21 protein-coding genes and 2 pseudogenes are annotated in these 23600 nt (G+C 68.0%); 8 read left to right on the top strand and 15 right to left on the bottom strand.

Annotated elements, in window-relative coordinates:
* Positions 1–123 precede the first annotated feature (123 nt).
* Positions 124–1308 carry a hypothetical protein gene (locus AB0M48_RS22580; protein WP_363845308.1) on the top strand — a complete coding sequence of 395 codons (1185 nt, stop codon included), beginning with the start codon at positions 124–126 and terminating at the stop codon, positions 1306–1308.
* Complete coding sequence (locus tag AB0M48_RS22575; protein WP_363845305.1) at positions 1308–1868, top strand: nitroreductase family protein; 561 nt, start codon at positions 1308–1310, stop codon at positions 1866–1868. Before AB0M48_RS22580 ends, AB0M48_RS22575 begins: the two co-directional genes overlap by 1 nt.
* Here AB0M48_RS22575 and AB0M48_RS22570 read toward each other — a convergent pair.
* The 3 genes from AB0M48_RS22570 to AB0M48_RS22560 are packed head-to-tail and all read right to left on the bottom strand — an operon-like array spanning position 1854 to position 2967.
* Positions 1854–2354 carry an NUDIX domain-containing protein gene (locus tag AB0M48_RS22570; protein WP_266041173.1) on the bottom strand — a complete coding sequence of 167 codons (501 nt, stop codon included), beginning with the start codon at positions 2352–2354 and terminating at the stop codon, positions 1854–1856. The genes AB0M48_RS22575 and AB0M48_RS22570 overlap by 15 nt on opposite strands.
* A gap of 10 nt (positions 2355–2364) precedes the next feature.
* Positions 2365–2652: a hypothetical protein gene (locus AB0M48_RS22565; protein ID WP_319985418.1), complete on the bottom strand. Its 288-nt coding sequence runs from the start codon at positions 2650–2652 to the stop codon at positions 2365–2367.
* An 18-nt stretch (positions 2653–2670) separates the two neighbouring features.
* Complete coding sequence (locus AB0M48_RS22560; protein WP_363845300.1) at positions 2671–2967, bottom strand: hypothetical protein; 297 nt, start codon at positions 2965–2967, stop codon at positions 2671–2673.
* Between the two features lie 288 nt (positions 2968–3255).
* Here AB0M48_RS22560 and leuA point away from each other — a divergent pair, with 288 nt between their 5' ends.
* Entirely contained in the window at positions 3256–5079 is a 1824-nt protein-coding gene (leuA, locus tag AB0M48_RS22555; RefSeq protein WP_363845297.1) for a 2-isopropylmalate synthase, read from the top strand.
* Here leuA and AB0M48_RS22550 read toward each other — a convergent pair whose 3' ends face one another.
* The 3 genes and pseudogenes from AB0M48_RS22550 to AB0M48_RS22540 form a co-directional block, all read right to left on the bottom strand.
* Positions 5080–6021: a hypothetical protein gene (locus AB0M48_RS22550; protein ID WP_363845968.1), complete on the bottom strand. Its 942-nt coding sequence runs from the start codon at positions 6019–6021 to the stop codon at positions 5080–5082.
* Positions 5998–7157 (bottom strand): annotated as a pseudogene (locus tag AB0M48_RS22545) (MFS transporter); the annotation flags it as partial. The pseudogene AB0M48_RS22545 and the gene AB0M48_RS22550, both read right to left, overlap by 24 nt.
* A 29-nt stretch (positions 7158–7186) precedes the next feature.
* Positions 7187–8755 (bottom strand): discoidin domain-containing protein, encoded by a 1569-nt coding sequence (locus tag AB0M48_RS22540; RefSeq protein WP_363845294.1) that lies wholly within the window; start codon positions 8753–8755, stop codon positions 7187–7189.
* A 329-nt stretch (positions 8756–9084) separates the two neighbouring features.
* Between AB0M48_RS22540 and AB0M48_RS22535 the strand changes: the two are divergent.
* Positions 9085–9504: pseudogene (locus tag AB0M48_RS22535) on the top strand (VTT domain-containing protein); the annotation flags it as partial.
* A gap of 20 nt (positions 9505–9524) precedes the next feature.
* Here the strand turns inward: AB0M48_RS22535 and AB0M48_RS22530 are convergent.
* The 6 genes from AB0M48_RS22530 to AB0M48_RS22505 form a co-directional block, all read right to left on the bottom strand.
* On the bottom strand, positions 9525–10106 hold the full coding sequence (locus AB0M48_RS22530; RefSeq protein ID WP_363845291.1) for a helix-turn-helix domain-containing protein: 582 nt from the start codon (positions 10104–10106) through the stop codon (positions 9525–9527).
* Positions 10107–10208: 102 nt separating this feature from the next.
* Positions 10209–11315, bottom strand: coding sequence for an oligopeptide/dipeptide ABC transporter ATP-binding protein (locus AB0M48_RS22525; protein WP_363845288.1), 1107 nt, complete (start codon positions 11313–11315; stop codon positions 10209–10211).
* Complete coding sequence (locus AB0M48_RS22520) at positions 11312–12310, bottom strand: ABC transporter ATP-binding protein (RefSeq protein ID WP_363845285.1); 999 nt, start codon at positions 12308–12310, stop codon at positions 11312–11314. The genes AB0M48_RS22525 and AB0M48_RS22520 overlap by 4 nt, the downstream gene beginning before the upstream one ends.
* 6 nt (positions 12311–12316) lie before the next feature.
* Positions 12317–13240 carry an ABC transporter permease gene (locus AB0M48_RS22515; protein WP_363845282.1) on the bottom strand — a complete coding sequence of 308 codons (924 nt, stop codon included), beginning with the start codon at positions 13238–13240 and terminating at the stop codon, positions 12317–12319.
* Between the two features lie 5 nt (positions 13241–13245).
* On the bottom strand, positions 13246–14250 hold the full coding sequence (locus AB0M48_RS22510) for an ABC transporter permease (protein WP_363845279.1): 1005 nt from the start codon (positions 14248–14250) through the stop codon (positions 13246–13248).
* A 42-nt stretch (positions 14251–14292) separates the two neighbouring features.
* Positions 14293–15972, bottom strand: coding sequence for an ABC transporter substrate-binding protein (locus AB0M48_RS22505; protein WP_363845276.1), 1680 nt, complete (start codon positions 15970–15972; stop codon positions 14293–14295).
* Positions 15973–16188: 216 nt separating this feature from the next.
* Here AB0M48_RS22505 and AB0M48_RS22500 point away from each other — a divergent pair, with 216 nt between their 5' ends.
* On the top strand, positions 16189–19467 hold the full coding sequence (locus tag AB0M48_RS22500; RefSeq protein WP_363845273.1) for a BTAD domain-containing putative transcriptional regulator: 3279 nt from the start codon (positions 16189–16191) through the stop codon (positions 19465–19467).
* Here AB0M48_RS22500 and AB0M48_RS22495 read toward each other — a convergent pair.
* Genes AB0M48_RS22495 through AB0M48_RS22485 form a run of 3 tightly spaced genes read right to left on the bottom strand, consistent with a single transcriptional unit; the run spans position 19443 to position 20877 of the window.
* On the bottom strand, positions 19443–19919 hold the full coding sequence (locus AB0M48_RS22495; RefSeq protein WP_363845270.1) for an AAA family ATPase: 477 nt from the start codon (positions 19917–19919) through the stop codon (positions 19443–19445). The two genes, AB0M48_RS22500 and AB0M48_RS22495, sit on opposite strands and share 25 nt — an antisense overlap.
* Positions 19920–19960: 41 nt before the next feature.
* A complete protein-coding gene (gene recR / locus AB0M48_RS22490; RefSeq protein WP_363845266.1) occupies positions 19961–20569 on the bottom strand; it encodes a recombination mediator RecR in 609 nt (202 codons plus the stop codon).
* Positions 20570–20574: 5 nt separating this feature from the next.
* Positions 20575–20877, bottom strand: a complete 303-nt coding sequence (locus AB0M48_RS22485; protein ID WP_258947624.1) for a YbaB/EbfC family nucleoid-associated protein — start codon at positions 20875–20877, stop codon at positions 20575–20577.
* 598 nt (positions 20878–21475) lie between these two features.
* Here AB0M48_RS22485 and pgeF point away from each other — a divergent pair.
* From pgeF to AB0M48_RS22470, 3 genes are all read left to right on the top strand, one after another.
* Positions 21476–22180, top strand: a complete 705-nt coding sequence (pgeF, locus tag AB0M48_RS22480) for a peptidoglycan editing factor PgeF (protein ID WP_363845263.1) — start codon at positions 21476–21478, stop codon at positions 22178–22180.
* Positions 22177–22875, top strand: a complete 699-nt coding sequence (locus AB0M48_RS22475; protein WP_363845259.1) for a YggS family pyridoxal phosphate-dependent enzyme — start codon at positions 22177–22179, stop codon at positions 22873–22875. The genes pgeF and AB0M48_RS22475 overlap by 4 nt, the downstream gene beginning before the upstream one ends.
* A 67-nt stretch (positions 22876–22942) precedes the next feature.
* Positions 22943–23596, top strand: a complete 654-nt coding sequence (locus tag AB0M48_RS22470; protein ID WP_363845256.1) for a cell division protein SepF — start codon at positions 22943–22945, stop codon at positions 23594–23596.
* Positions 23597–23600 lie beyond the last annotated feature (4 nt).

Here is a 23600-nt window from a genome sequence, read left to right as displayed (position 1 = left end):
GACTAAAACCCCACGTCGAAGGCAGCCTACCCGGACCACCTGGTGAGACTCTGGAGCCGTGATGCGCGTGACTACTCTGTCCGGGTGTCGTCGAGCGCCGATGTCGTGGAGGCCCCAGCAGCCGTGCATGAGAGCAGTGCGCGCTCGCGGATGGCCGAAGCGCTCAGACACCCGGCCGCGCTCTGGACCGCTCCCGCGCTCGTCTACCTGATCGTCCGGCAGGTCGGTCTCCTCGTCCTGCAGCTCGTCGTGGAGTACCAGAACAAGCTGACCGGCAAGGCCGACACCTCGGTCGACAACCTGAGGTCGTGGGACGGCGACTGGTTCCTCGGCATCGCGTCGGGCGGCTACAACGGCGTCCCGTCACCCCCGTACGACGCGTTCGGCCGCCGCACGGCCGAGACCCCGCTGGCCTTCTTCCCCGGCTATCCCGCCCTGATCCGCTGGGTCGACGGCCTGCCGGGCGTGGACGTGGTCGGCGCGGCCTTCGCTGTCAGCCTGATCAGCGGCATCTTCTGCGCGTACGGCCTGTTCGTCCTCGGCCGGGTCGTCCGCGACGGCTCGAACCGCGCGGGCCTGATCTTCGTGACGCTGTTCGCCGCGTCCCCGATGGCCGTCGTGCTCTCGATGACCTACTCCGAGGCCACGTTCTGCGCGTTCGCCGTCTGGGCGCTGGTCGGCGTGGTGAAGAAGCGCTGGATCCTCGCCGGCGTCTGCTGCGCGGCGGCAGGCCTGGTCCGCCCGACCGCGGCCGCCCTGATCGTGGCGGTCGGCCTGGCCGCGCTGGTCGCCGTGCTGGCCGACAGCAAGGACTGGCGGGCCTGGGTGGGCGGCGCCCTCGCCCCGCTCGGCCTGCTCGGCTACCTGGGCTGGGTGGCCGTCCGCACCGGCGACCTCATGGGCTGGTTCGGCGTGCAGCAACGGGGCTGGGGCTCGAAGTTCGACGGCGGCGCGGCCACCTGGGAGTTCGCCGGGGAGCACCTCGGCAACCCGCGCTCGGTGCTGGAGACCGGCACCGTCTGGCTCCTGGCCCTCGCGGTCGTCCTGGTCTTCTACGCCTTCCAGCGCCGCCTGGAGTGGCCGCTGGTCGTCTACGGCCTCGGCGTCCTCGTCATGGACCTGGGCTCGAACGGCTTGATGAACTCGAAGGCCCGCCTGCTGCTCCCGGCCTTCACGCTGCTGCTCCCCCTGGCCCTGGTCCTCGCACGCCGCCGCCCGTCCACCGTCCTCATGATCCTGGGCATGGTGACGCTGTTCAGCGCGTGGTTCGGCGCCTACTCGCTGGCCGTTTGGCAGTATGCGATCTGATGAACGAGCTGATCTCGAAGCGCTGGAGCCCTCGCGCCTTCTCCGCTGACGCGACGGTGTCGGACGACGAACTCCGCACCGTCCTGGAGGCGGGCCGCTGGGCCCCGTCCCACGGCAACAGCCAACCGGCCCGCTTCATCGCGGGTCACCGGGGCACCGGGACGTTCGACGCGATCTTCGAAACCCTGACCCGCGGCAACAAGACATGGGCCTTCCGCGCCTCGGTCCTGCTGATCGGCTGCGTGCTCACCACCGACGACCGGGGCGACATCCCGAACGTCGAGTTCGGCCTGGGCCTCGCGATGGAGAACATGGCCCTGCAAGCCGTCGACCTGGGCCTGATCGCACACATGATGGGCGGCTTCGACAAGGAAGCGGCCCACAGCACGTTCGCGATGCCCGCCGACGTCCGCCCACTGGTGGCCATGGCGCTGGGCAGGCAGGGCGACGTGGCGGACCTCCCCGAGGACCTTCAGGCCCGTGAGCAGCGCGAACGCAAGCGCCTGCCGCTCTCCGAGACCGTCTTCACCGGCACCTGGGGCCAGTCACAGTTCAGTTGAGAAGTACTTCGTCGCAACGTCGTTGTGCAGCGGGAACGCCAACGGCACGCAGTCGAAGATGACCTTGCGCTCAGAAGCCTCGTCGTTGGGCACGAACGGCGGCATGTCCTCGGCGTTGATCGCGGGCGCGGTGGCGAACATCAGCACCGTCCCACCGTCCGGCGTGGACACGAAGTGCAACGGCCGCAGGTCCTCCGGCGCGATGCGCACGTTCGCTTCTTCCTCGAGCTCCCGCACGGCACTCTGCTGCCAGGACTCACCACGGTCCATGAACCCGCTGACAAAGGCCAGCTCGCCAACAGGCGGAATCGCCCGGCGCACGGTCAACAACCCGGTCCGGGGCCCGTCCTTCACCGGCACGAGCAACACCACGACCGGCGAGGGGTTGGCCCACACCATGTGCCCGCAACCGACGCACCTGCGCGGGTACGCGGACGTGTCGGAGTACTGAGTGCCACAGCTGCTGCAGAAGTCGTCGCGCGCCATGAACAGGAACCTAGTTCAGCCGCCTAACGAGCTTAAGGACGATCGCTCGAACGCCGAGCCAGAACAACGCGGCCAACCCGAAGTTGACGATCACGCGCAACTTGGCGTCCTCGGGCCCGAAGAGGTCCTTGAACGCCAAAGCCACCGGCTCGGCCACAGACTTGACCGTGCTGGTGATGGGGTTTCCGGGGTTGGCCCCGCCGACGGTGAGCACGACGTGAACGACGAGCACGACCGCCAGCGCGAGGCCGACCCAACTGATGACTCCGGCGGCGATACCGACCACACGCGTCCGCATACCGCCGGAATCTACTACTCAGTAGCGCGATACCGCACGCGCAAGCAAACCGGTCACGACCAGCCAGAACACGGCGGCGAGACCGTAGTTGAGGAAGACGTCGAGGTTGTAGTTGCCGGTCGCGAAGAGACCTCGGAAGAACAGGGCGAGAGGCTCGGCGAGGGACTGGATGAACTTGAAGAACGCGTTCCCCTGGTTCGCGCCCAACACGATCATCAGGATGTACAGCACTTCGATGAAGGCGAAGAGCGCACCGATGCCGCTGATCACGCGTGAAGCCGTGCCGCGGCTGCTGGAGGTACGTAATCTGGACATACATGAACGATTCCCAGGTCTGACCTCGCCAAAACTTGCAAGATGACCTATATCGCGCCTAGCCCCACGCGCCCGCACGCAAGGCGGCCACCCCGTAGAAGCCGCGACACGTCCCACGATCCGGTCGCCAAGTTCCATCAACCCCAGATCTGTGGCTACTCTGTCCGACGTGTGGCGTTCCCTCCTGCTTCGCTGCCGTGACGGGGTCTGATCAGACCGGCCCCCCGTCGCGGGACTGAGCGTTGCCGCCGGTCGTTCCAGCAAACGACCCGCAGGAGCACAAGGACCATGACCTCGAACGAGGCCTTCACCACCACGAGCCCCGACTCGGCAGACGCCTACACCTCGGGCACCAGCCGGATCCGCAAGCCCTCCCGCCCGGCTCCGGAAAACCAGCAGTCCTGGAACCGCCAACTGGGCAGCAGCATGCCGTTCCACCGCTACCGCCCGTTCCACGAGCTGGTAGAGGTCATCGACGTACCGGACCGCACCTGGCCGACGAAGAAGATCACGAAGGCCCCCCTCTGGTGCGCGGTGGACCTGCGCGACGGCAACCAGGCCCTGATCGACCCGATGTCGCCGGCGCGCAAGCGCAAGATGTTCGACCTGCTGGTCCGGATGGGCTTCAAGGAGATCGAGGTCGGCTTCCCGGCCGCGAGCCAGACCGACTTCGACTTCGTGCGCGAGATCATCGAGGACGGCGCCGTTCCGGACGACGTCACGATCCAGGTGCTGACCCAGTGCCGCGAGGAACTGATCGCCCGCACGTTCGAGTCCCTCAGGGGCGCGAACAAGGCGATCGTCCACTTCTACAACTCGACGTCGATCCTGCAGCGCCGCGTGGTGTTCCGCAGCGACAGGGACGGCATCAAGAAGATCGCCGTGGACGCCGCGAAGTTCGCCAAGGAGCAGGAGAAGGACTACCCGGAGACCGACTTCCGCTACGAGTACAGCCCCGAGTCCTACACGGGCACCGAGCTGTCGTACGCGCTGGAGGTCTGCAACGCCGTCCAGGACGTCATCCAGCCGACCCCCGAGAAGCCGCTGATCATCAACCTGCCGGCGACCGTCGAGATGGCCACGCCGAACGTCTACGCCGACTCGATCGAGTGGATGTCGCGCAACCTCGCCAACCGCGAGGCGATCATCCTGAGCCTGCACCCGCACAACGACCGCGGCACCGGTGTCGCCGCCGCCGAGCTGGGCTACCTGGCCGGTGCGGACCGCATCGAGGGCTGCCTGTTCGGCAACGGTGAGCGCACCGGCAACGTCTGCCTGGTCACGCTGGCGATGAACATGTTCAGCCAGGGCATCGACCCGCAGATCGACTTCAGCGACATCGACGAGGTCCGCCGCACCGTCGAGTACTGCAACCAGCTGCCGGTGCCCGAGCGCCACCCGTACGGCGGTGACCTGGTCTTCACCGCGTTCTCCGGCTCGCACCAGGACGCGATCAAGAAGGGCTTCGAGGCCCTGGAGGCCGACGCCAAGGAGGCCGGCCAGCACGTCGACGACTTCCTGTGGGAGGTCCCGTACCTGCCGATCGACCCGAAGGACGTCGGCCGCAACTACGAGGCCGTCATCCGGGTCAACTCGCAGTCCGGCAAGGGCGGTGTGGCGTACCTGATGAAGCAGGAGCACCACCTGGACCTGCCGCGGCGCCTGCAGATCGAGTTCTCGAAGGTGATCCAGGAGGTCACCGACACGCAGGGCGGCGAGATCGGCCCGAAGGAGATGTGGGACGCCTTCGCCGAGGAGTACCTGCACGGCCGGGTGCCGCTGTACCTGCTGAAGCACAGGGCGTCGTCGGACGGCAGTGGCCGCGAGGAGATCACCGCGACCCTGCTGATCGACGGCGACGAGCAGGAGATCACGGGCTCGGGCAACGGCCCGATCGCCGCGTTCGTTGACGCGCTCGCCTCGGTGGGCTACGACGTGCGGGTCCTGGACTACGCCGAGCACGCGCTGTCCGCCGGTGACGACGCCCGCGCGGCCGCCTACGTCGAATGCGCCGTGGGCGACCGCGTGCTGTGGGGCGTGGGCATCGACTCCTCCACGGTCGCGGCGTCGTTCCGCGCGATCGTGTCGGCGATCAACCGCGCGAACCGCTAGCTAACCGAGAACAACCGACGGGGAGGACGCGTGCGGCACCAGTTGCCGCGGCGCGCCCTCCCCGTTCGCTTGCACGGCCCAGATGCCCTCACCCGGCAGGCCGTAGGCGATGGTGTCGTCGTCGAGCCACACGACCTGGTCGTCGATCCCGCGGGTCTCGGCCAGAGGTGTCTCCACCATCGTGGTCAGGTCCAGCACGTGCTGGCGCCACGGTCGTGCGCCGTCGCCGGGCACGCGCTTCTTGAACGCCACGCGCTTGCCGTCCGGGGAGAGCGACGGGCATTCGGCGTTCTCCCGCAGCGTCTTCGCCGACTCGTCGACCGCGTCACCCTGGATCAGGTACGTCTTCCCGGCCGTGCTCAGAGTGGCGTAGTACGTGCGGTCGTCCGAGGCGAACGTGACACCCCAGAAGTTCATGTCGTTGACCGTCTTCATGCCCTCGACGTGGGTGCCCTCGATGTTGCTGGCGTAGACCTCGGTCTGCTGGTCGAAGATCGCGGTGCGGGTGGAGAACGTGCCCGCCTGCGCGTACGAGTCACCCGTGACGAACGTCGTCCACGACGCCATCCGCCCGTCCGCCGACAGCTTGGCGCGGTTCGGCACGCCCGCCACCTCCACGCGCCGGCGTTCCTGAAGGCCCCGGTCGACGAAGACGGCCGTTGAGCCCGGCAGCGGTCCCGAGGCGTCCGCAAGGCACAGCCCCTGTCCCCCTGCGGCGTAGAAGCGCTTGCAGGACAACGAACTCACCCGCCTGGGCCGCGAGGTGTCCGACAGCGGCACCGAGGCCACCCTGCCGCTCGCGTCGTCCACGAACATCAGCCGGCCTGACGTCAGCTCGACCGGACCTGCCTCGGTGGCAACGGATACCTGCTCCGGAGCGCGCAGGGCGTAGGCGGTGGCGCCCGCGCCCAGCGCGAGCACGGCGGCGATGACGATCAGGATCCTCACCAAGCGAACCACGTCCAAAGAGCACCGAAGAGAACAGAAGAAGCAGCACGGGCGAGCACCTGCCCGGTCTGGAGCAACGCCAGACCGGACGTGCGCAGCTCGTCGGGGATCATCGGCCCGGCGACGGCCATCAGCACGCCGTCGGTGCACGCGTAGAACAACCCGTGCAGCACCAGAACGCCGACCAGCAGCGAGATCCCGGAAACACCGGCGAGCAGGACGTACGCGCCGAGCAGCGCGAGGTGGCCGAAGAGGAAGATCTTCCACCGGCCCACGCGGTCGGCCAGCGACCCCAGCGGCACGGCGGCGAGCAGGTACACGCCGGCCGTGCCGAGGGGCAGCAACGCGATGTAGGCGAGCTCGACGTCGAGCTTCTTCTGCAGCAACAGGTAGATGAACCCGTCGCCCAGTGTCAGGAACCCGAGCCCGCACGCGACCAGGCAAACCCGCCGGAACGGCCTGGAGCGCAACAACCCGAATGCCGATCGCAGCGACACCGCGACGCGTGGCAGCACGTCCCGGTGATCACGCACGAACAGCACGAGAACCAGAAAACCCAATGCGGCGAAGCAGAAGCTCACGACGAACACCACGTCGTAGCGAGCAGGCAACGTCCACAGGAGACAGAACGCGAGCAACGGGCCGAGGAACGCGCCCACGGTGTCCATCGCGCGGTGGACACCGAAGGCCCGGCCGAGCGCCGAGGGTTCGCTGCTCAACGTGATCAGCGCGTCCCTCGGCGCGGTGCGCAGGCCCTTGCCGGTCCGGTCACCGGCCAGCACGAGCCCCATCGCGGTGGCCGAGGTCCCGGCGGCGAGCAGGCCGAGCTTGCCCAGCGCCGAGATCCCGTACCCGAGTCCGGCCACGAACTTGCGCCGTTGCCAGCGGTCCGCGGCGTGACCGCCCGCAACGCGGACCAGTGCCGTCACGCCGGTGTAGATGCCGTCGAGCACACCGAACTGCAGCGGGGAGAACCCCAGCCCCAGCACCAGGTACAGCGGCAGGATGGCGGTGACCATCTCGGACGAGACGTCCGTGAGCAGGGACACCGCGCCCAACGCGAGAACGTTCCCCGCGATCCTGCCGGTGCCACCAGAAGCCGGAGCTTGCCTAGCGGTTGCGATGTACACGACGGCCTCCGATCAACAGCCAGAACCGGCTAACGACAGGTGTAAGGACCGGCCTTGTCGCGCACGCGGCCCGCCGTGTCGATGACCTCCCACGAGTAGGAGCGACCGGACAGCGTGAACTTCACGACGCCGTGGGTGTCCGCGAACCAGTTCTCGACGCCCGCACGCGGCTTGACGTCCTTGTAGAGGTAGTCACCGCCGATGCCGATGATCGCCGAGCGCAGACCGTTGGCCTCGTCGACCGAACCGCTCTTGTTCAGCGGCTTCAGGCGCTCGTAGTGGTGGTCGTGACCCGAGAGGACCAGGTCGGCCTTGGCGTCCGCGAACACGTTCCACAGCGGCGCCATCTTCGACTTGTCGCCGTAGTTGCCGGAGTTGAACCGCGGGTGGTGCCAGTAACCGACGACGCACGGCTTGGTGTTCGCGGCCAGGTCGGCCTTCAGCCAGTTCAGCTGCGTCGAGTCGCTGCCCGTGTCGTACATGAGCTGGGAGTCGAACGAGACGAAGTGGAACTCGCCGGCTTCCCAGCTGTAGTACGGCTTGCCGGCCGGGTAGGCCTGCGCGCCGAAGTACGACTTGTAGCCGTTGAGGTTGTCCTCCCACTCGTGGTTGCCGGTCGCCGGGTGGGTGATGCTCTTGTACCTGCCCCACGACTTGTCGTAGTGGTTCCTGAACTCCGTGAGCGTGCCGCTGTCGTACTGGTTGTCGCCGACCGTGAGGATGTGGTTCGGCTTGATCTGGTCGATGAGCTTCGCGGTCTCGTAGTGCTCGGTGTTCGTCAGCGACGCGATGTCGCCGGCGGCGACGACCGTGATGCTGTCGCCGGGTCCGGCGGGCAGGGTCGTCGCCTGCACCGCGTTGCTGACGGCCGACACGTTGCCCGCCAGGTCACGCGCACGGACCGTGTAGGTGAACGCGGTGCCGGACGCGAGGCCCGAGTCGGTGAACGTGGTGCCGGTCGGGGTGCCGACGACGTTGCCGTTGCGCAGGACCTCGTAGCCGGTGACGCCGACGTTGTCGGTCGAGGCCGTCCACTGCAGACCGACCGAGCTCGACGTGGTCCCCGTGCTGGCGAGACCGGTCGGCGCGGTCGGCGCGACGGTGTCGCCGTTGGAGACGCTGCCCCAGACCTCGAGGTCCCACAGCGAGTAGCCGTAGGTCGTGCCGCGCTTGGTGCCGTAGATCCGCACGTAGCGGCCACTCGTCGAGATGGCGATGTCGTCGATGCCACCGTTCTGACCGGTGAGGGTCTTCTTGGTGCTCCACGACGAGCCGTCGCTCGAGGTCTGGATCTTGTACTCGGAGGCGTACGCGACCTCCCAGTTGAGCTTGACCCTGGAGATGGTGGCGGCGCCACCGAGGTCGACGGCGATCCACTGCGGATCGACGCCCTCGAGGCTCGCCCACCGGGTGGTCGAGTTCCCGTCCACGGCGTTGGCGCCGCCGAAGGTCTCGGCCTCGACGGACGAGACGGTGGTGGGTTTGTCGGCGGACAGCAGGGAGTCAGCCGCGTTGGCCGTGCCCGACGCGGCGATCTGGGGGATCACCAACGCGAACAGGGCTATCGCGACACCGGCTCTGGTGTGCTTTTTGATCACTTCGTTCCTCCTGGGCAAAGGCGGCGGCTCGAAGGATTGGTAAACAAGATTTCCAATTGAGTTCGGACGTTAACTACGGCCGAACTCGCAGGTCAACGAAGAGAACGAGGGCGCAGACCCAGAACGGGATCACCGAAGCGCGGATGACATGGATCACACCAGGCAGGTGGTGTCGCGGGTGGGCACGCGAACGCCAGCTGTCATGCCCAGTCATGCACTTTCGGACAACGAGCGGGGCCGTTCGGACGAGCCGGACCCGCTACCTGTGGGCACGCTGAAGAAACACCCAGGTCGGGATTGTTCACCTGGGTCACGTACGTTCACCGATCATGAGCACAGCAGCGAGCCTCGTAGTGCTGTTCCTGGTCGCCGTCGTGCCGCTGGCACCGACGGAGGCCGTGCTCATCGGCGCCGGCGTCCTGGCCGCGGCCGGCGAGGTGCCGCTCTACCTGGTCGTGCTCGTCGCCGCGGCCGGCTGCCTGCTCAGCGACATGATCAACTTTAGCGCAGGCCGCCGGATGGGCATGCGGGCCCTCGACAAGGTCAACAAGAACGCCAAGGCGCGGTCGATGGTCGTGTGGACGGCCGACCAGCTCGCGACCAAGGGCGAGACGATCCTCATCGCGGCGCGGTTCCTGCCCGCGGGCGGCATCGTCGGGGCGCTGCTGACGGGGGCGCTGAAGTGGCCGCTGCGCCGGTTCTTGCCGGTCGCGGCGCTCGGGTCGGCGCTGTGGAGCCTCTACCCCGCCACCGTGGGGTACATCGGCGGTCAGCTCGTCGACGAGGCGTGGCTCGCGATGCTGTTGTCGTTCGGCGTGGCCACGCTCATCTCCATCCCGGTCGGCATGGCGATCCGTGCGCGCAACGCCAACCGCACTCTCTCGTACGCCGAGGCGTCGTCGTAGAGCACCGCGAACCGGTCCGCTGCCGTCAGCAGGGCGTCCACCTCGAACGCCATCTGCGCGTCGCCGCACAGCCGTTCCAGCAGTGAGGTCCAGCGCAGGTTGAAGAGCATCAACGCGTCGCGCACGCGGCCCGGCCTGGCGGCGAACTCCGAGCGGGTCACGACGAAGAAGCAGCCGCCGGGGAACACGCGGCGCTTCGAGTAGTCGAGCCAGCGTTCGCTCAGGTCCAGGAGCGTTCCCCCCGCCATCACGACCTCGCGCGCGAAGATCTCCGCGGCCGTGTGCACGGTGCAGATCTGCAGTTCTTCCTTGGCGCCGAAGTGCGAGAACACCCCGCTCTTGCTCATGCCGAGCTCGACCGCGAGCCGCCCGATCGTGACTCCTTCGAGCCCGTCGACGGACGCGATCTCCGCAGCTCTCAGCAGGATCGACCCACGACTGTCCATCCCAGAACTGGACCACCAGCCCCTCAAGCCCGCCTATCAAACCGCACGCGGGGACCTTTCGTACTCACTTGGAGTACGAAAGGTCCCCGCGTGCCGTTGAAACTAGGGGTTGAGCGCTTCGGTCACCGAGGCTGGGCCCACGAGGGGGACGTCGGGCGACAGGCCGTCGCCCTCCTCCACCAGGATCGGCTTCACCTCGTGCGGCTGGATCTGGCCGGACTGGATCTGCTCGGCCCAGTGGCACGCCACCTTGTGGCCCGGCTTGAGCTCCCGCAGGGCCGGCCGCTCGGTGTCGCACTTGGTCTCCTGCCGCCACGGGCACCGGGTGTGGAACCGGCAGCCGCTGGGCGGGTTCGCCGGCGACGGGAGGTCGCCCGCGAGCAGGATCCGTTCGCGCCGGTCCTCGACCACGGGGTCGGGCACCGGGATCGCCGACAGCAGCGCCCGCGTGTACGGGTGCAGCGGCTCGGCGTAGAGGTCCTCGGCGGAGGCCTCCTCGACCAGGCCACCGAGGTACATCACTCCCACGCGGTCGGAGATGTGCTTCACGACCGCGAGGTCGTGCGCGATCACCAGGTAGGTCAGGCCGAACTGCTCCTGGAGCTGCTCCATGAGGTTCACGACCTGCGCCTGCACCGACACGTCCAGCGCGGACACCGGCTCGTCGGCGACGATCAGGTCCGGCTCCAGTGCCAGCGCCCGCGCGATGCCGATGCGCTGCCGCTGACCACCCGAGAACTCGTGCGGGTACTTGCGCAGCGCGGTGGTCGGCAGGCCGACGGCCGTGAGCAGTTCGCGGAGCCGCTTGTTGGTCGACTCCTTGCCCTTGTCCAGGCCGTGCGCCCGCAGGCCCTCGATCAGGATCGACTCCACGGACTGGCGCGGGTCGAGCGACGACAGCGGGTCCTGGAACACCATCTGGATCCGGCGCCGCATCTTGCGGAGCTCCTCGCCCTTGAGGGCGGAGAAGTCCTGACCGTCGAACACCATCTTGCCCGCGGTCGGCTCGTTGAGCCGCAGCATCGCCCGCCCGAGGGTGGACTTGCCGCAGCCGGACTCGCCGACCAGGCCGTAGGTCTCGCCGCGCTTGATCTCCAGGTCGACGCCGTCGACCGCGTAGACGTAGCCGACGGTGCGGTCCATGAACACGCCCCGCTTGATCGGGAAGTGCACCTTCATGTCCTGCACGGAAACCAGGGTCTCGCTCATACCGGCACCTCCTCGGCGGCGGGAGTTCCCGGCACCACCGGGTTGTGGCAGCGGAGCAGGCGACCCAGCTGGTCTTCTTCCGCGGGCGTGACCTGGACGCAGACGTCCAGCGCGTTCGGGCACCGGGGTGCGAACGCGCAGCCCTGCGCCCACGGGATGTTGTCCGCGACGGACCCCTTGATCGGCGTCAGCTTCTCGCCGGGCGCCGCGTCGAGGCGCGGGATCGAGGCCAGCAGGCCGTGCGTGTACGGGTGGCGCGGCTCCGCGAAGAGCGGGTGCCGGTTGGCCTTCTCGACCACCTTGCCGCCGTACAGCACGTTGACCTCGTCGCACAGGCCCGCGACGACACCCAGGTCGTGGGTGATCATCACGAGCGCGGTGCCGAGGTCCTGCACCAGTTCCTTCATCAGCGACAGGATCTGGGCCTGGATGGTCACGTCCAGCGCCGTCGTCGGCTCGTCCGCGATCAGCAGCTTCGGCCGGCACGCCAGCGCGATCGCGATGAGCGCGCGCTGCCGCATACCGCCGGAGAGCTGGTGCGGGTACTCCTTGAGCCGGCGGTTCGGGTCCGGGATGCCGACCTTGTCGAGCAGGTTCTTCGCCTCGATCATGGCTTCCTTGCGGGCCAGGCCGCGGTGCCGTTCGAGCACCTCGGTGACCTGGATGCCGATCGGGATGACCGGGTTGAGCGACGACAGCGGGTCCTGGAAGACCATGCCGAGCTCGCTGCCGCGCTTGTCGCGCATCTGCTTGTCCGACAGCTTCAGCAGATCCGTGCCGTCGTAGGTGACGGTGCCGGTGACCGTGGCGCCGCGCTTGGGCAGCAGACCCATGATCGCCAACGATGTCACCGACTTGCCGCAGCCCGACTCGCCGACGAGGCCGACGGTCTGGCCCGGCTCGACGTCGAAGCTGACGCCGTCGACCGCGCGGAACGGTTCCTCGCCACGACGCTGGAACACGACGGTGAGGTCACGAACTTCGAGCAGTGCCACGACGACTCACCGCCTGTTCTTCGGGTCGAGGGCTTCACGCAGGGTCTCGCCCATGAGCGTGAAACCGAGCGCGACGATGATGATGCAGACCGCGGGCCACGCGGCGAGGTGCGGATGCGTGTCGAAGACGTTCTGCACGTCGCCGAGCATCTGCCCCCACTCCGGGATCCGGTCGTCCGGGTTGCCGAGGCCGAGGAACGACAGCGCCGCCGCCTCGATGATCGCGGTGGCGAGCACGAGCGTCGACTGCACGATCACCGGGCTGAGCGAGTTCGGCAGCATGTGCCGGAACACGATCGCGCCCTTCTTCACGCCGAGCGCCGTCGCCGCGAGCACGTGATCGCTGTGCCGTTGCGCGAGCATCGACCCTCTGAGCAACCGGGCGAACACCGGGATCTGCACGATCGCGACCGCGAGGATCACGGTGAACTGGCTCGGCCGCGCGAACATCGCCGCGATCGAGAACGCCAGCAGCAGCGACGGCAGCGACAGCATGACGTCGACCAGACGCATGACCATCGAGTCGACCCAGCCGCCGATGGCGCCCGCGAGCGTGCCGAGGATCAGGCCGCCGGTGAGTCCGATCAGCGTCGCACCGACACCGACGATCAGCGTCTGCTGCGAGCCGACCAGCAGGCGCGAGAAGAAGTCGCGGCCCTGCAGGTCGCCACCGAGCGGGTGGCCGGGCTGGGCGGGCGGGATCTCGTTGCGCGCCTTGACGACCTGGTCGATCAGCATCTTGTCGGACGGGTCGTGCGGGGCGAGCCACGGCGAGAGCAGCGAGACCACGATGAAGATGCCGATGATCACGGCGCCGATGATGAACACCGGGCTGCGCTTGAGCCGCTTCCACGCGCTCGCCGCGAGCGAGACGCCCGCGCTCTCGGCGAGGTCGTCGATCTTTTCCTTCTTGGAGACTCCGAGTGCCACTGCGCTCACCTCGTCCTGATGCGCGGGTCGATGAGCGCGTACGACAGGTCGACCAACAGGTTGACCACGACGTAGACGATCGTGGCCATGATGATCAACAGCAGCAGCACCGGGTAGTCACGCCTTTCGAACCCGATGGCGAGCGCCTGACCGACACCGGGGATCGAGAACACCTTCTCGGTGAGCACCGCGCCGGAGAGCAGTGCACCGGTCTGCAGGCCGATCGTCGTGACGACCGGCAGCATCGCGTTGCGCATCACGTGCCGGCGGCGGATCAACGGAGCGGTGAGGCCCTTCGACTCGGCGGTGCGCACGAAGTCCTCGTCGAGCACGTCGAGCACGGCCGCCCTGGTGATGCGGAAGATCACCGCGAACGGGATCGTGGCGAGCGCGATGGACGGCAGGATCAGGTGCTTCAGCGCGTCGAGCGTCGCGTCGAACTCACCGGTGAGGATGCCGTCCAGCGTGAAGAAGCCGGTGACGCGGGTGGCGTTGATGTCGCCCTGCCTGCCCTGCGACGGCAGGCCGAGTCCGACCGATGCCGCGTCCTTGAGCACGTAGGCGAGGAAGAACACCGGCACCGCGACGCCGATGAGCGAGCCGATGACGCTGAGGTTGTCGAACCAGCCGCCGCGGCGCTTCGCGGCGAGGTACCCGAGCGGAACACCGATCAGGATCGCGATCACGATCGCGAAGAAGCTGAGCTCGATGGTCGCGGGGAACCGCTGGATGAAGATCTCGAGCGCCGAGTCACCGGGCTGGACACCGGTGGAGACGCCGAAGTCACCGCTCGCGGCGCGACCGAGGAACTTGAAGTACTGCACGATGATCGGCTGATCGAGGCCGAGCTGCTTGGTGAGGGCTTCGCGCGACTCCGGCGTAGCGCGCTCTCCCAGGAGGGCCGAAACCGGCCCTCCTGGGAGGAGTCGCATCCACGCGAAGAGCAGCAGCGAGAGCACCAGCACCACGCCGACCAGCTGGACCAGCCGTCGAATGGTGTAGCGGAGCACTTGAGCTACCCCGTTGTTCTCTTGTGGTGGGAGCTAGTCAGCTCAGCCCTTGGAGGCCGGGCCGAACTTCTCGTCGGTCAACGGGCTCGGGACGACACCCTTGATGTCCGACTTCAACACCAGAGCGGGCGGGGAGTGCGAGATCGGGATCGCGGGCAGGTACTCGTCCATGATCTTCTTGTTGATCTCTTCGTACAGCTTGGTGCGCTTGGCCTCGTCCGGCTCGGAGTTGGCCTTCGCCAGGTCGTCCTTCAGCGTGTTGCCCCACGCCGACACACCGGTGTTGAAGCGGTTGTCGGTGCGGCCGAAGAAGGTGCCGACCCAGTTGTGCGCGGTGCCGTTGTCACCGGTCCAGCCGAGCAGGAACAGGTCCGGGATGCCCTGGTCGACGTCGGTCAGGTAGCCACCGTTCCACGGCTTGGTGACGACGTCGATCTTGATGCCGGCGGCCTGCAGGTCGGTCGAGATGGCGCCGAACAGGTCCTTCGGGGACGGCATGTACGGACGCGTGACCTCGGACGGCCAGTAGAACTTCAGCGTCAGGTCGGAGGCACCGGCCTCGGCCAGCAGCGACTTGGCCTTGGCGGCGTCGTAGCTGACGGCCTTGATGTCCTTGTTGTAGCCGTTGACGGTGTCCGGCATGAACTGCGTCGCGACCTTGGCGCCCTCGGGCAGCTGCGACTTGACCAGCTGCTCGCGGTTGATCGCGTACATCAGGGCCTGGCGGACCTTGAGGTCGGCGAGCTTCGGGTTGTTCTTCTGGTTGATGCCCAGGTAGAACACGTTGAACGCCGGGCGGATCGCGACGTTGAAGCCGTCGGACTTCAGGCCGGCCCAGTCAGCCGCGTTCGGCAGGTCGTACCCGTCGATGTCGCCGGCCTTGAGCGCCTGCTTGCGGGCGGTCTCGTCCGGGATGATCTTGAAGATGATCTTGTCCAGCTTGGCCTTGGAGCCGTGGTAGGCGTCGTTGCGCACGAGCTCCACGGTGTTGTTGGCCTTGTCGTACTTGCCGAACTTGAACGGGCCCGTGCCGGTCGGGTGCTCGTTCGCGTAGGCCGGGTAGGTGAACGCGTCACCGGCGGCCTGGACGTTGTCCGCGTCGTACTTCTTCAGCGCGTCGGGGCTGGAGATCGAGAACGACGTGAAGCCGAGGACCGACGGGAACTGCGAGGTGACCTCGTTCAGCTCGACCACGGCGGTCTTGGCGTCCTTGGCCGTGCAGGCCTTGAACAGCGAGGGCTTGTCCGGCGTCGTCGCGAACCCGCCGAAGTTGTCCAGCCAGTACTGCGAGACGGCGTCGGACTGGCCGGCGCCCTTCTGGTTGTACCAGCGGTTGAAGTTGAAGCACACGGCCTCGGCGTTGAAGTCCGTGCCGTCGTGGAACTTCACGCCCTCCTTGAGGGTGAACGTCCACGTCTTGCCATCGGCACTCGGCTCGTACTTCGTGGCCAGCGCGGGCTCGACCTCGGCGGTACCCGGCTTGAAGCCGACCAGACCCTCGAACATCTGGCGGGAGACCCGGAAGGTCTCACCGTCGGTCGCGTAGAACGGGTCGAAGAGCTTCGGCGCGCCGGCAGCGCCGAAGGTCAGCGTGCCGCCTTCCTTGCCGCCGCCGCCAGAGTCGCGCTGGGATTGCGCGCAACCGGACAGGGCGAGCGCGCTGACGCTGAGGAAGCCGATCGCGGCAACCCAACGGCGGCGAGCCGTTACTGAGTGGACCATCAAACACCCCTTGGACAATCCGCACATCTCACGGTGTGGTCGCCGACCATAACCGTTGTAGATACCCCGCCCGGGGTTACTCAGGTCACGATCCGGCCACTAGACCAGGCATTCTGATACGTCCGGCGCACGGCCGCTGACCCAACGTGAGCACGGCAGATGCGTCGGACGCTCTCTTAGGCTGTAGAAACAACACCGACACGCGGAGGAGGTCACATGAGCAGAATGGTCGAGTTCCGCGTGCTCGGCCCTCTCCAAGTCCTCCTCGACGGTGAACCTCTGCTGGTCAGGGCAGGTCGGCAGCGCGCTCTGCTCGTGTCGCTGCTGCTGCGTGCGGGCACGTCCTTGTCCGTGGACGAACTCGCCGCCAACGTGTGGGGTGAAGATCCACCCGCTCGTGCGCGCGCGACGCTGCAGACATATGTGATGCGTCTCAGACAGCTGCTCGGACCGTCGGTGCCGATCAAGACGGTGCCCGACGGATATCTGATCGACGTCGACGAGAAGACCATCGACCTGATGCGCTTCGAGCCCCTGATCGAACAGGGCGAGCAGGAGCGCGCCGCGGGAAACCTGCAGGCCGCGTCGGCCGCGTTCGCCGCCGCGCTGGGCCTCTGGCGGGGTGCGGCCCTGGTCGACGTGCCGTCGGAGATCCTGCACCGCGACGAGGTGCCGCGGCTCAACGAGCGCCGCCTGCACGTGCTGGAACGCCGGGTCGAGATCGATCTCGAACTGGGCCGCCACGGTGAGCTGGTCGCGGAGCTGTCCAGGCTGACCAGCGAACACCCGCTGCGCGAGCGGTTCTGGGCGCAGCTGATGGTGGCGCTGTACCGGTCGGGCCGGCAGAGCGAGGCGCTGGCCGCCTACCAGCGCGTTTCACGGTTGCTGGGCGACGAGCTGGGCATCGATCCCGGCGACGAGCTGCGGCGCGTGCACAGCCAGGTGCTGTCCGGGTCGATCGACGCGGTGGCGGCCTCGGCCGGTGCGCCGATGGTCGCCGCGAAGCCGGAACGGGTCGTCCCGTCGCAGCTGCCCGCGGACATCCCCGATTTCGTCGGCCGCGACGAGGCCGTGTCGTTGATCGTGGCCCTGCTGCGGACCGCGCAGGGCGTGCCGGTCGTGACGCTGGCCGGGCCGCCGGGCGTGGGCAAGACGGCGTTGGCCGTGCACGCGGCGCACCGGATGCGCGCCGACTTCGCGGACGGCCAGCTGTACGTCAACCTGCGCGGATACGCCCCCGGACCGCCGTTGAGCGCGGTGGACGTGCTGCCCCGGTTCCTGCGGGCGCTGGGCACCGAGCCCGACCAGGTGCCGCTGGACCAGGACGAGCAGGAGGCGATGTTCCGGTCCACGCTGACCGGTCAGCGGGTTCTGCTGCTGCTGGACAACGCGTCTTCCGCCGAGCAGATCCGTCCGCTTCTTCCCGGTTCGCCGGGGTGCGCGGTGCTGGTGACGTCGCGCGACACGTTGCGCGGACTGGCCGTCTCGCACGCGGCGTCGAACGTGCGGCTCGACGTGCTCGACTGGCACGAGACGAAGTCACTCCTCGCAGGCATTCTGGGTGCGGACGAGGTGGCGTCCCAAGAGGACGCCGCGCTGGAGCTGGCGGCCCTCTGCGCGCATCTGCCATTGGCTTTGCGTATCGCAGCCGCGAACCTCGTGTCGCGCCCGGAGCTGTCCATTGCGGACTACGTGGAGGAGCTGAGGGCGGGCAACAGGCTCGCGGCGCTGGCCGTCGAGGGCGACGAACGGGTCGCGGTGCACGCGGCGTTCGACCTCTCCTACACGGCGTTGAAGCCCGAGCTCGCGCAGATGTTCCGGGTGCTGTCACTGGTTCCCGGCACGGACTTCACGCCCGAGATGGCGGCCGCGCTGAGCGGGCTGACCACCCAGGACGCCCGCCGGCGGCTGGACCGCCTGGCCACCGCGAACCTGATCTCGAACCACGCGCCGTCCCGCTACCAGTTCCACGACCTGCTGCGCGACTACGCGGCCGAGCGCCTGGCGTTCGAGGAGGGCCGTGCGGACGCGCGGCTCGCGTTGCGGCGGCTGCTGGACTGGGCGGTGCGCTCGGTCGACAACGCCACCTCGGCGATGAAGTCGACGCTGTTCCGCTTCCCGCGCCCGGCCCCGCTCGACGGCGTGGTGCCGCGGACGTTCAGCACCTCCACCGAGGCCCTGACCTGGCTGGACGTCGAACGCGCCAACCTGGTCGCGCTGGTGGCGCACTCCGTCGAACGCGATCCCGAGAACTCGCCGTGGCAGCTGGCCGACGCCCTGCGCGGCTACTTCTACACGCAGTCGTTGACGGCCGAGTGGCGCGAGACCGCGAAGGCCGGCCTGCTGGGTGCTCGTGCGCCCCGGGACGAGCTCGGCAAGCTCGCGATGCTGTCCTCCCTGGGCACGCTGTACTGGGTGACCGGGCAGCACCGCAACGCGCTCGGCTACTACCAGCAGGCCATCGCGCTGCAGGAGCACCTCGACCTGCCCCAGGCCGAAGCCGCCGTCCTGTCCAACGCGGGCAGCGTCTACATCGACCTCGGCGAACTTGAACACGCCGCCGACCACCTCGAGCGTGCCCTGGTGATCGCCCGCCGGGTGGGCGCGCCCCAGCTGCTCGCGAACGCTCTGTTCAACCTCGGCGGCGTCTACATGCAGCTCGGCCAGCTCGACCGCGCCGCGTCGACGTTCGAGGAAGCGCTGGAGGACGGCAAGCGCCTCGACTCGTGGATCCTGCAGGCGAACTCGATGCGCGCACTCGGCGAGGTGCAGGCGTGGCGCGGCAAGCCGGACCTCGGCGAGGACTACTTCGTGCGCGCACGGGAGCTGTACGAACGTGCGGCCGCCCGTAACTTCGGCCACACCATGCACGAGGGCATGGCCATCACGCTGATCATGCGCGGCCGTTACGAGGAAGCCGCGGTCGAAGCGTCCGCCGCCATGCAGATCGCGCAGGACCTGGAGAACGTCAAGAGCGTCTGCGACGCGCAGAACCTGCTCGGCCGCGCGCTGGAAGGCGGTGGCCGTTACGAGGACGCCTTGGAGCAGTTCTCGTCCGCGCTGGCCATCGGCCTGGAGACCGGTTACTCGTGGGGCATCTGCTCGGCCCGCCGCGGCCTGGCGTCCTCCTACCGCGCGGTCGGCCGTTACGAGGAGGCTCTGTCGACGGCCACCGAGGCGTTGGTCGAGGCGGGCAAGTCGCAGTTCCGCCTGGCCGAGATGGAGGCGTTGCTGGTGCTGGGCCGCACCCATCTGGACACCCTGGACGCCGCCGAAGCCCTGGAATGCGCCCTGCGGGCCGTCTCGGTCGGCGCGGACTCCGGTCACCGCTGGGTGTTCGGGCGCGCGCTGCAACTGGCCGGCGACGCGTCCTCAGCGCTGGGTGATGCCGCCGCTGCCCGCTCGTACTGGTCGACGTCGCTGGAGGTCCTCAGCGCGATCGGAACGCCCGAGGCGTCCGTCGTCCAGGCTCAACTGCTTGACGTGACAACGTAGTCAGCCCTGGCCCTGGTCTCGTCGACCGCGAACCAGCCTCGTTCGTACTGCTGCCAGCGGATGAAGTGCGGGCGTTGGTGCTCGCCGTCGCGTTTCACCGCGCGTTCCAGCCGTGCTCGTTCGTCCTCGTAATCCACGAAGATCGCGAGGCTCAGGCGGGTGTTCGCTTTCCTGGCCGAGGAAAAGCCTTCTAGGATGATGGTCCTTTGTGGAGTGATGACGACCTCGTCGCCTTCTCCGATGCACGGAAACCCCTGGGACCAGTCGGTTTTCCGGTAGCGACCCTCGCGGTTCCGCGCCACTTCGTCGAGCGCCCGTTGCAGCCGCGGCCACCACTGCGTCGTCGGGTCGTCCCACGTGGCGAAGTGGTCGGTGCTGATGAGCTGGGCGTCGAGCTCGTCCGCCAGCTTCCTCGCGAACGTCGACTTGCCCGCACCCGACGGGCCGTCCACCGCGACCAGGCGGGTGTCGCCCAGCCGCGGTGGAGTCCTGGCTACATGCTCCGGCGACCAGATAGCGCACGTCCCAGCGTCAGCTCGTCCGCGAACTCCAGGTCGCCGCCCATCGGCAGGCCGCTGGCGAGCCGCGTGACGGTCAGGCCCGGGAAGTCCCTGAGCATCCGGACGAGGTAGGTGGCCGTGGCCTCGCCCTCGGTGTTCGGGTCCGTGGCGATGATGACCTCGGAGATGTCGACACCGTCGACGGCGGTGCCGATGCGGTTGAGCAGCTGCCTGATCCGCAGCTGGTCCGGCCCGACACCGCTCAGCGGGTCGAGCGCGCCACCCAGGACGTGGTAGCGGCCCTTGAACTCCCTGGTGCGCTCGATCGCCTGGACGTCCTTGGGCTCCTCGACCACGCAGACCAGGCTCAGGTCCCGCCTGGGGTCGCGGCAGATGCGGCACCTGGTCTCGGCACTCACGTTGCCGCAGACGTCGCAGAAGACGACGCCTTCCTTGACCTTCTGGAGTGCCTGCTGGAGCCGCTCGATGTCAGCGGGTTCCGTTGCCAGCAGGTGGAAGGCGATGCGCTGGGCGCTCTTCGGACCAACGCCCGGGAGTCTGCCCAGTTCGTCGATGAGGTCCTGTACCGGGCCTTCGTACATCGGTGTTAGCCGAGCAATCCGCCGAGGCCGCCCTGGGCGAGCGGGCCGAGCTTCTGCTCCACCAGCTCCTGCGCCTTGGCGTTGGCGTCCTTGATCGCGGCGATCACCAGGTCCTGGAGGGTGTCCACGTCCTCCGGGTCCACGATCTTCGGGTCGATGGCGAGGTTGACCAGTTCGCCGCCGCCGGTGACCGTCGCGGTGACCAGGCCGTTGCCCGCGTTGCCGGTGACCTGCGTTTCGGCCAGCTGCTGCTGGGCGTCCGCCATCTGCTGCTGCATGTTCTGGGCCTGCTGGAGAAGGGCCTGCATGTCGAACTGACCGGGTTGCACCGCTGGTCCTCTCGGTGGGGTTTGTTGTGGTCCAGCGTACGGGGGGTGGGCGCGTTGGTTGCGTTCCCCCGGTTGCGTGCGGACGTTGCGTTGATTCCTGGGGGCTCCGCCCCAGACCCCGCTTGATCCTGGGGCTCCGCCCCAGACCCCGCCAATCTGATCCAAAGCCGGGGGCCACGCCGTGCGCGGGTAGATGGCACGCCTGTTGCGTTGGGCGGAGGCGCGTTGCTTTGGGGGGCGCGTTGGTGGGGTGGCTTCGTCACGAGTCGAGCCAAGAGCGGGCCACATGTGAGTAGGGGTGTCAACTCGACGAAAAGCGTGTCGAGTTGACACCCCTACCTGCCTGCAGCAAGTGCTATGGCGCGACTCGTGATGGGACCCCACCGCCCTTGCCGTATGGAAGGACGGCTCGCCTTCGGCATCGCTTGGGTGAAGACGGCTCGCCTTCGGCGTCGCGTTGGGGAAGGGCTGCTCGCCTTCGGCTTCGCTTGGGGAGGGGGGCGCCTCGGCTCGCCCCTCGCTTTGGTGTGCGCGGGGGAGGGCTGGGGTGCGGGTTCGTGCGAACTAGGGTGTAGGCGTGCGCATTCGTCGTGTTGTCACCACCCGTGCCGGTGGCGTGTCCAAGGCGCCCTACGAGTCGTTCAACCTCGGCGATCACGTTGGGGACGACCCTCAGGCGGTCGAGGCCAACCGGGGGCGGCTTGCCGAGGGGATCGGGCTTGCGGCCGACCGGTTGGTCTGGATGGAGCAGGTGCACGGGCGGACTGTCGCCACCGTTGACGGGCCGCAGGGGGAGCCGCTGGAGGCTACCGATGCCGTTGTGACGAAACGGGCTGGTCTCGGGCTTGTCGTGTTGACTGCCGACTGCGTGCCGGTGTTGCTCGGTGATCAGGAGGCCGGGGTTGTCGGGGCTGTGCACGCTGGGCGTGTCGGGGCTCGGGTCGGGGTGGTTGTCGAGGCTCTCAAGGCGATGATGGCGCTGGGAGCCGAGCTTGAGCGCATCGAGGTGTTGCTGGGGCCCTCGGTGTGCGGTGAGTGTTACGAGGTGCCTGCTGAGATGCAGAAGGACGTCGAGAAGCACTTGCCCGGTAGCGCTTCCAAGTCGCGGAAGGGTACGCCTGCCTTGGATTTGCGGGCCGGGCTGTGGAACCAGCTGGCCAGTGCCGGAGTGGGGAAGATCGGGGTTGATCCTCGGTGCACGTTCGAGGAGAAGGATCTGTTCAGCCATCGGCGGCAGGCGCCTACCGGGCGGCTTGCTTCGGTGATTTGGATTGAGCCGTGAACCGTGCCGAGGAGTTGAAGGAGAACCTCGCGGAGGTCGAGGAGCGCATCGCCAAGGCGTGTGAGGTGGCGGGGCGTCGGCGGGACGAGGTGACCTTGCTCGCGGTGACGAAAACCTGGCCCGCGAGCGATGTGGAGATCCTGTACGGGCTTGGGCTCCGGAACTTCGCGGAGAACCGCGATCAGGAGGCCGGTGCGAAGGTCGGCCAGTTGAGACATCTCAGCGAGGCGCGGTGGCACATGGTCGGGCGGTTGCAGCGGAACAAGGCGAAGTCCGTCGTCGAGTGGGCCGGTCAGGTCGACTCGGTGGACAGCGTCCGGCTGGCCGAGGCGCTGGCGAAGGCCGCGCGTGCGAAAGAGCGGACGCTCGACGTGTTGTTGCAGGTCAGCATCGACGGGGACACGTCGCGCGGTGGGGTTGCTGTTGCGGATGTGGCGGAACTGGCTGGCGTGATCACTCGTTCGGGTGATCTTATTCTCCGAGGTGCGATGACTGTCGCGCCGCGGACGATGAAGCCGTCGCAGGCGTTTCAGGCGTTGGCTTCGGTGGTATCACGCCTACGTGATGATCATCCCACTGCCATCCACATGTCAGCGGGAATGAGTGGTGACCTGGAAGATGCCATCTCGCACGGATCGACCTGTGTGCGTGTCGGAACGGCGTTGCTCGGCGGCCGGCGACTAACCTCGCCTTAGGTTGTCGGGAACCTCGGGACCGTCCGCACCGTCCCTAAGAGTGGGGAACCGCCGAGGAGGGGCTGGAATGAGCGCTTTGCACAAGCTGAAGGCCTACTTCGGGATGGTCCCCGCCGAGTACGCAGACGACCCCGGCTACGACGACGACCGAGGTCGCTACGGCGACTACCGGTCCGAGTACGCGGCCGAGGCCGACGACTACGACCCGTATCCGCGGCGCAGCCGCGTGTTCACGCCGGGCCGGTCGGAGCTCCAGGGCTCCGGGTACCGGGCCGACATCGACGAGCCGGACGACTACGAGCCAGAGCCGCGGCGCGGGGGCAACCCTCCGGGCACGCGGCGCTGGAGTGCCGATGCACCCGTGCACGGCGCACTCGCTGTCGAGCCGCAGCGCGAGCCCGTGAGCAGGCTGCGCCCGGTTGCCGAGCCGGCAGGCAACCCGTTGGCGCGCATCACCACGCTTCACCCCCGTACCTACAGCGAGGCGCGCACGATCGGGGAGCACTACCGCGACGGCACCCCTGTGATCTTGAACCTGACCGACATGGACGACGCGGACGCCAAGCGTCTCGTCGACTTCTCGGCCGGACTGGCGTTCGCTCTGCGCGGGTCCATGGACAAGATCACGAGCAGGGTGTTCCTTCTCTCACCGCCGAACGTTGACGTCACGGCGGAGGACCGCAGGAAGCTGGCCGAGGGCGGGTTCGGGAACCACGGTTAGAGTT

Origin of the sequence: Lentzea sp. NPDC051208 (assembly GCF_040682435.1) — a bacterium.
Classification (GTDB): domain Bacteria; phylum Actinomycetota; class Actinomycetes; order Mycobacteriales; family Pseudonocardiaceae; genus Lentzea; species Lentzea kristufekii.
Note: the sequence above shows the minus strand (reverse complement) of the source record. Positions and strands in the feature narration are given on the sequence as shown.